This is a genomic window from Thioalkalivibrio sp. ALgr3, assembly GCF_000377325.1.
GTDB lineage: Bacteria > Pseudomonadota > Gammaproteobacteria > Ectothiorhodospirales > Ectothiorhodospiraceae > Thioalkalivibrio.
On sequence record NZ_KB897983.1, the window covers coordinates 78,762 to 84,951 of the forward strand.

Sequence of the window (6,190 nt, forward strand, 5' to 3'; positions counted from 1 at the left end):
GTTAAGCGTCCACGACCTCGTCGTTCGAGCGATAAACCCGAACCTTTCGGCCATCTTCCAGCGTGCGAATCCCGACCCGGTCGCCCTTGGCGGTCGCCGGGTTGTACAGCATGACGTTCGAAATATGCATGGGCATCTCCTTCTCAATGATGCCGCCGCTGACGCCCTGCTGGGGATTCGGTTTCTGATGTTTCTTCGCCATGTTGATGTTCTGCACCAGGACCTTGTCGTCCTGCACCTTGATCACCGTGCCGCGCCGGCCCTTGTCCTTACCGGCGATCACGACGACATCGTCACCCTTGCGAATCTTTTTCATGACGTCCTCAAAGCACTTCCGGCGCGAGAGAAATGATCTTCATGTAATTCTCTCCACGCAGTTCACGGGTCACCGGGCCAAAGATACGGGTCCCGACCGGCTGGTACTGGCTGTTCAGCAGCACCGCCGCATTACGGTCGAACCGGATCACCGAACCATCGGAACGACGAACACCGGATGCGGTACGCACGACCACGGCATTGTACACGTCGCCCTTCTTGACCTTGCCCCGGGGAATGGCGTCCTTGACGGACACCTTGATGACGTCCCCGATCCGCGCATAACGCCGATGGGATCCGCCCAGGACCTTGATGCACTGCATGCGGCGCGCGCCGGAATTGTCGGCGGCTTCAAGGACGGTCTGCATCTGAATCATGGATGTTCTCCCGGGATCCGGTTCACAGCGCGTCGCGCCCGACCACTTCGATCAGGGCAAAGCGCTTCTGTTTCGACATGGGCCGGCACTCCCGAACCCGTACGCGATCGCCTTCCTTCGACACGTTCTCTTCGTCATGGACGCGGAGCTTCGTCGACCGGCGAATGAACTTGCCATACAGCGGGTGCCGAACGCGCCGTTCAACCACGACCGTGCGGGTCTTGTCCATCTTGTCGCTGACCACGCGACCCACAACGGAGCGCTGGGTTTTCGTCGTTTCCTGGTTCATCTTCGTTAACCCGCCGTTCTGCGTTCGTTCATCAGCGTCTTGATCCGGGCGATATCGCGCCGCACGGTTTTCATGCGGTCGGGACGCGAAAGCTGCCCGACGGCCTGCTGCATGCGCAGACCGAACTGTTCCTTGTACAGGGCCTCGAGCTCGCTGCCGAGTTCCTGATCGGACTTGTTCCTGAGTTCGGACGTTTTCATCACATCACCTGCCGACGCGTAAACACGGTCTTGACGGGGAGCTTCGCAGCGGCGAGTCGAAACGCCTCGCGCGCGACATCCTCGTTGACCCCTTCCATCTCGTAAAGCATGCGGCCCGGCTGGACCTTGCATACCCAGTACTCGACGCCGCCCTTGCCTTTGCCCATGCGGACTTCCAGGGGCTTGCTGGTTACCGGAACGTCGGGGAACACCCGAATCCAGATCTTGCCGCCGCGCTTGATGTGACGGACCATCGCCCGCCGCGCGGCTTCGATCTGCCGGGCGTTCACCCGACCGCGCTCGACCGCCTGGAGCCCGTACTCGCCGAAGCTCACCTTGGCGCCCACGGACGCCATACCGCGGTTGCGCCCCTTGAACTGCTTCCTGAACTTGGTTCTTTTTGGCTGCAACATGGCTTATGTCCTAGCTCGCGTTGGCCGCGGCGCGGCGGCCTTCGGTGGGCTCCAGGCTGAAGACCTCACCCTTGAAGATCCAGACCTTCACGCCGATGATTCCGTAAGTCGTTCGCGCCTCGGCGAATCCGTAGTCGATATCCGCCCGGAGCGTATGCAGCGGAACACGACCCTCCCGATACCACTCGGACCGGGCGATTTCGGCGCCATTCAGGCGACCGGAAACATGCACCTTGATGCCTTCCGCCCCCAGGCGCACCGCGTTGCCCACCGCCCGCTTCATCGCCCGACGGAACATGATGCGGCGCTCCAGCTGCTGGGCGATACCTTCGGCCACCAGCTGGGCCTCGATTTCGGGCTTGCGGACCTCCTCGATGTTGATCTTGACCGAACCCTGGTCCAGACCCGTCTCGCGCGCCACTTCGCGGCGCAGCTTCTCGATGTCCTCGCCCTTCTTGCCAATCACGATACCCGGACGTGCCGTCTGAATCGTGATGTGCGCCGCTTTCGCGGGGCGCTCGATGATGACACGGCTCACGGACGCATGGCTCAGCCGCTTCAGGAGGAACTCCCGCAGCTGGATGTCGTTGTTCAGCGTATCACCGAAATCCTCGCCGTCCGCATACCAGGTGGCGGACCACGGGCGCGAGATGCCGAGGCGAATGCCGGTCGGATGTACCTTGTTACCCATGCTTACTTCGCCCCCTTCTCGCTGACACCCACGATCACGTGGCTCGTGCGCTTAAGAATACGGTTGCCGCGGCCCTTCGCGCGGGCCTGCATGCGCTTCAGCACCGGCCCTTCGTCGACCTGGATCCGCGACACGCGCAGTTCGTCAATGTCGGCGCCGTCGTTGTTTTCGGCGTTCGCGATGGCCGATTCCAGCACCTTCTTGACGATGGCCGCCGGTTTCTTGCGGCTGAACGTGAGTTCGTTCAGCGCCTTTTCCACCGGCATGCCGCGAACCTGGTCAGCAATCAGCCGCGCCTTTTGCGGCGACATCCGCGCGAACCGGAGTTTTGCGATCGTTTCCATCAAACCGTCCTCAGCGCGATTTCTTGTTGGCGATGTGACCCTTGAAGGTCCGGGTCGCGGCGAATTCGCCCAACTTGTGGCCAACCATGTTCTCGTTGATGAGCACCGGGACATGCTGCCGCCCGTTATGCACCGCGATGGTGAGACCCACCATCTGCGGAATGATCATCGAACGCCGGGACCAGGTCTTGATCGGACGACGGTCGTTCTTTTCCGCCGCCACTTCCACCTTCTGGCGCAGGTGATGGTCAACGAACGGGCCTTTCTTCAGTGAACGCGGCATGCTCGTGCTCCGTTACTTCTTGCGCCGACGCACAATCATGCGGTCGGTACGTTTGTTGTTACGGGTCTTGAAGCCCTTGGTCGGGCGCCCCCACGGGGTTACCGGATGGCGACCGAAGTTGCGGCCTTCACCGCCCCCATGCGGATGGTCGACCGGGTTCATCGCCGTACCGCGGACCGTCGGGCGCTTGCCCTGCCAGCGACGTGCGCCGGCCTTGCCAAATTTGCGCAGGGAATGCTCGGAGTGTCCGACTTCGCCGACCACGGCCCGGCACTCGGACTGAATGCGGCGCATCTCTCCGGACGCGAGCCGGACCGTTGCCAGCTGCCCTTCTCGGGCCACCACCTGCGCGCTGCCACCGGCCGAGCGCACCAGCTGCGCGCCCTTGCCAGGCTTCAGCTCAATGCCGTGCACTGTGGTGCCCACCGGAATGGACCGCAGCGCCATGGCGTTGCCGGGCCGGATCGGTGCCTGCGAGCCGCTCGAAACGGTATCCCCGACCTTCAGCCCGCGCGGCGCAATGATATACCGACGTTCGCCATCGCGATACAGCAGAAGCGCCAGGTGAGCACTGCGGTTCGGATCGTATTCCAGCCGCTCAACGCGAGCCGGGATATTGTCCTTCGTCCGCTTGAAGTCGACCGTACGGTAGCGCTGCTTGTGCCCGCCGCCGATATGCCGCGAGGTGATGCGGCCGGTGTTGTTGCGCCCGCCGGTCCGCTGCTTCTTTTGGACCAGGCCCGGATATGGTTCGCCTCGATGCAGACCGTCTCCGCGAATCTGCACCGTGTGCCGCCGACCGGCCGACGTGGGGTTGGTCTTGATAATAGCCATGATCAGAGCTGCTCCCCTTCACCCATGTCAATGCTTTCGCCCGGGGCCAGCGACACATAGGCCTTTTTCCAGTGATTCCGCCGTCCGAACTGACGACCGAACCGCTTGGTCTTGCCCTGCTGCCGCAGCGTGCGCACGCCTTCCACGCGCACCTCGAAGAGCTGCTCGACGGCAGCCTTCACCTCGGCCTTGCTTGCATCGGGCAGCACCTTGAACACGTATTGCCCGACCTCCCCGGCCATCGTCGCTTTTTCCGACACCACCGGGCCCTGGATTACCTGCATCAGACGGCCATTCATGCCAACCACTCCTCGATCCGGCGCACGGTCGCTTCGGTCATCACCACGGTTTCGGCTCCGACGAGATTGGCCGGACCGATCTCGCCCAGGGTCGCCACATCCACGCGCGGCACGTTCCTCAATGCCCGGTCGGTCCGCTCATCCTCGGCATCGAGCACGACGAGACCGGACTCCATCCCGAGCTGACGCAGCGCGGCGACGCCATCACGCGTCTTGCCGCTATCCACGCTGAAGCTGGAAACGACCTTCAGCCGCTCCTGCCGCACCAGCTCGGAAAGGATCGACGCCAGCGCAGCGCGATACATCTTCCGATTCAGCTTCTGCGAGAAATCCCGCGTGCGGGCCGCAAACACCTTGCCGCCACCAATCCAAAGCGGACTGCGGATCGTACCCGCACGGGCACGGCCGGTCCCCTTCTGGCGGAACGGCTTGATGCCACCGCCGGAAACCTGCGAACGAGTTTTCTGCGCACGGGTACCGCGGCGGGCGGCCGCCAATTGCGCCACCACGGCCTGGTGAACCAGCGAGTCATTGAACTCGCGTTCGAAGCAGGCGGACGAAAGCTCCACACTGGCCCCGGTATCGGCTGTTGTCATCTGCATCGTTATCAACCCTTCGCCTTGACTGCCGGCCGGATCATCACGTCCGCGCTGGACGGTCCGGGAACGGCACCCTTGACCAGCAGCAGTCCGCGATCCGCATCGACCCGGACCACACTGAGATTCTGAATGGTCTTTCGCTCGGCGCCCATCTGGCCCGCCATCTTCTTGCCTTTGAACACGCGACCCGGGCTCTGGTTCTGCCCGATCGATCCCGGCGCCCGATGGGCCAGCGAGTTACCATGGGTAGCGTCCTGGGTACGGAAGTTGTGCCGCTTCACCGTCCCCTGGAAACCCTTGCCCTTGCTCTGCGCGGTCACGTCGACCATCTGGCCCTCTTCGAACCGATCGACGGTCATCGCGTCGCCCGGGCTCAGGCCCTCGGCGTCTTCACCATCGAGGCGGAACTCCCAGAGCCCCCGCCCGGGTTCGACTTCGGCCCTGGCGAAGTGCCCGCTCGCCGCGCGGTTCACCCGCTGCGGCTTGCGCGAGCCGGCCGTGACCTGCACCGCGTCGTAGCCATCGCTGTCGGCACGCTTCACCTGGACCACGCGATTATTGTCCACCTCGAGCACCGTGACCGGCACCGACGCGCCCTCTTCGGTGAACACGCGCGTCATTCCAAGCTTGCGACCAATGAGTCCAAGAGCCATTTTCCAACCCCTTCGTAATCGCTGGCGCGGCCCTGCGCCCCAAAGTCGTGGCCCGGCGCCGAACGCCGGGCCACGGAAAGCCCAATATTATGACAGAAAGTTTCCGCTTAGTTAAGTCGAATCTGAACATTGACCCCAGCGGCCAGGTCCAGCTTCATCAACGCGTCCACCGTCTTGTCCGTGGGATCCATAATGTCCATCAGGCGCTTGTGGGTACGCAGCTCGTACTGATCCCGCGCGTCCTTGTTGACATGCGGGGAGGTCAGCACCGTGTACGACTCCCGCTTGGTCGGCAGCGGAATGGGGCCCTTGACCCGCGCCCCGGTCCGCTTCGCTGTTTCCACGATTTCGGCCGCTGACCGGTCAATGAGACGGTGGTCAAAGGCCTTGAGCCGAATTCGAATACGCTGATTAGCCATGGATCTTTACTCGATAATCTTGGAGACGACGCCGGCGCCCACGGTGCGGCCGCCTTCGCGAATCGCGAAACGCAGACCGTCTTCCATGGCGATCGGGCTGATCAGCGACACCGTCATCTTCACGTTGTCGCCCGGCATCACCATCTCGGTGCCTTCCGGCAGCTCGACCGATCCCGTCACGTCCGTCGTGCGGAAATAGAACTGCGGCCGATACCCGTTGAAGAACGGCGTGTGACGACCACCCTCTTCCTTGTTCAGGATGTAGACTTCCGCCTCGAACTGGGTGTGCGGCGTGATCGAACCCGGCTTGCACAGCACCTGACCGCGCTGCACGTCGTCACGCTTGGTGCCGCGCAGCAGCACGCCCACGTTGTCGCCGGCCTCGCCCTGGTCCAGCAGCTTGCGGAACATCTCCACGCCGGTCACCGTGGTCTTCTGCGTGTCGTGCAGACCCACGATCTCCACTTCCTCGCC

At 63.1% G+C, this 6,190-nt stretch carries 14 protein-coding genes; all 14 read right to left on the reverse strand.

Annotated features, from left to right (window positions below; genetic code table 11):
• Position 1 precedes the first annotated feature (1 nt).
• Positions 2–316, reverse strand: coding sequence for a 50S ribosomal protein L24 (gene rplX, locus C998_RS0109720; protein WP_018870672.1), 315 nt, complete (start codon positions 314–316; stop codon positions 2–4).
• Positions 317–323: 7 nt separating this feature from the next.
• Positions 324–692 (reverse strand): 50S ribosomal protein L14, encoded by a 369-nt coding sequence (gene rplN / locus C998_RS0109725; RefSeq protein WP_018870673.1) that lies wholly within the window; start codon positions 690–692, stop codon positions 324–326.
• A gap of 22 nt (positions 693–714) precedes the next feature.
• A complete protein-coding gene (rpsQ, locus tag C998_RS0109730) occupies positions 715–981 on the reverse strand; it encodes a 30S ribosomal protein S17 (RefSeq protein ID WP_018870674.1) in 267 nt (88 codons plus the stop codon).
• Between the two features lie 5 nt (positions 982–986).
• Entirely contained in the window at positions 987–1,181 is a 195-nt protein-coding gene (gene rpmC / locus C998_RS0109735) for a 50S ribosomal protein L29 (protein WP_018870675.1), read from the reverse strand.
• Positions 1,181–1,594 (reverse strand): 50S ribosomal protein L16, encoded by a 414-nt coding sequence (gene rplP / locus C998_RS0109740; RefSeq protein WP_018870676.1) that lies wholly within the window; start codon positions 1,592–1,594, stop codon positions 1,181–1,183. The genes rpmC and rplP overlap by 1 nt, the downstream gene beginning before the upstream one ends.
• A gap of 10 nt (positions 1,595–1,604) precedes the next feature.
• Positions 1,605–2,285, reverse strand: coding sequence for a 30S ribosomal protein S3 (gene rpsC / locus C998_RS0109745; RefSeq protein ID WP_018870677.1), 681 nt, complete (start codon positions 2,283–2,285; stop codon positions 1,605–1,607).
• Positions 2,286–2,287: 2 nt separating this feature from the next.
• A complete protein-coding gene (rplV, locus tag C998_RS0109750; RefSeq protein WP_018870678.1) occupies positions 2,288–2,629 on the reverse strand; it encodes a 50S ribosomal protein L22 in 342 nt (113 codons plus the stop codon).
• 10 nt (positions 2,630–2,639) lie between these two features.
• Positions 2,640–2,912 (reverse strand): 30S ribosomal protein S19, encoded by a 273-nt coding sequence (rpsS, locus tag C998_RS0109755; RefSeq protein ID WP_018870679.1) that lies wholly within the window; start codon positions 2,910–2,912, stop codon positions 2,640–2,642.
• 12 nt (positions 2,913–2,924) lie between these two features.
• The gene (gene rplB / locus C998_RS0109760) at positions 2,925–3,746 is read right to left on the reverse strand and encodes a 50S ribosomal protein L2 (RefSeq protein WP_018870680.1); all 822 of its coding nucleotides are present in this window, start codon (positions 3,744–3,746) and stop codon (positions 2,925–2,927) included.
• Positions 3,747–3,748: 2 nt separating this feature from the next.
• A complete protein-coding gene (rplW, locus tag C998_RS0109765) occupies positions 3,749–4,045 on the reverse strand; it encodes a 50S ribosomal protein L23 (protein ID WP_018870681.1) in 297 nt (98 codons plus the stop codon).
• Entirely contained in the window at positions 4,042–4,647 is a 606-nt protein-coding gene (rplD, locus tag C998_RS0109770) for a 50S ribosomal protein L4 (RefSeq protein WP_018870682.1), read from the reverse strand. Before rplD ends, rplW begins: the two co-directional genes overlap by 4 nt.
• 5 nt (positions 4,648–4,652) lie before the next feature.
• Positions 4,653–5,297 (reverse strand): 50S ribosomal protein L3, encoded by a 645-nt coding sequence (gene rplC / locus C998_RS0109775; RefSeq protein ID WP_026279564.1) that lies wholly within the window; start codon positions 5,295–5,297, stop codon positions 4,653–4,655.
• Between the two features lie 107 nt (positions 5,298–5,404).
• The gene (gene rpsJ / locus C998_RS0109780) at positions 5,405–5,716 is read right to left on the reverse strand and encodes a 30S ribosomal protein S10 (RefSeq protein ID WP_018870684.1); all 312 of its coding nucleotides are present in this window, start codon (positions 5,714–5,716) and stop codon (positions 5,405–5,407) included.
• A 6-nt stretch (positions 5,717–5,722) separates the two neighbouring features.
• Positions 5,723–6,190, reverse strand: a 468-nt coding sequence (locus C998_RS0109785) for an EF-Tu/IF-2/RF-3 family GTPase (protein WP_018870685.1), incomplete at its 5' end; no start/stop codon positions are given.

What these genes read in the sequence shown, in the direction of transcription:
- rplX (WP_018870672.1), bottom strand. Translation starts at nt 316, where the DNA reads ATGAAAAAGATTCGCAAGGGTGACGATGTCGTCGTGATCGCCGGTAAG.
- rplN (WP_018870673.1), bottom strand. Translation starts at nt 692, where the DNA reads ATGATTCAGATGCAGACCGTCCTTGAAGCCGCCGACAATTCCGGCGCG.
- rpsQ (WP_018870674.1), bottom strand. Translation starts at nt 981, where the DNA reads ATGAACCAGGAAACGACGAAAACCCAGCGCTCCGTTGTGGGTCGCGTG.
- rpmC (WP_018870675.1), bottom strand. Translation starts at nt 1,181, where the DNA reads ATGAAAACGTCCGAACTCAGGAACAAGTCCGATCAGGAACTCGGCAGC.
- rplP (WP_018870676.1), bottom strand. Translation starts at nt 1,594, where the DNA reads ATGTTGCAGCCAAAAAGAACCAAGTTCAGGAAGCAGTTCAAGGGGCGC.
- rpsC (WP_018870677.1), bottom strand. Translation starts at nt 2,285, where the DNA reads ATGGGTAACAAGGTACATCCGACCGGCATTCGCCTCGGCATCTCGCGC.
- rplV (WP_018870678.1), bottom strand. Translation starts at nt 2,629, where the DNA reads ATGGAAACGATCGCAAAACTCCGGTTCGCGCGGATGTCGCCGCAAAAG.
- rpsS (WP_018870679.1), bottom strand. Translation starts at nt 2,912, where the DNA reads ATGCCGCGTTCACTGAAGAAAGGCCCGTTCGTTGACCATCACCTGCGC.
- rplB (WP_018870680.1), bottom strand. Translation starts at nt 3,746, where the DNA reads ATGGCTATTATCAAGACCAACCCCACGTCGGCCGGTCGGCGGCACACG.
- rplW (WP_018870681.1), bottom strand. Translation starts at nt 4,045, where the DNA reads ATGAATGGCCGTCTGATGCAGGTAATCCAGGGCCCGGTGGTGTCGGAA.
- rplD (WP_018870682.1), bottom strand. Translation starts at nt 4,647, where the DNA reads ATGCAGATGACAACAGCCGATACCGGGGCCAGTGTGGAGCTTTCGTCC.
- rplC (WP_026279564.1), bottom strand. Translation starts at nt 5,297, where the DNA reads ATGGCTCTTGGACTCATTGGTCGCAAGCTTGGAATGACGCGCGTGTTC.
- rpsJ (WP_018870684.1), bottom strand. Translation starts at nt 5,716, where the DNA reads ATGGCTAATCAGCGTATTCGAATTCGGCTCAAGGCCTTTGACCACCGT.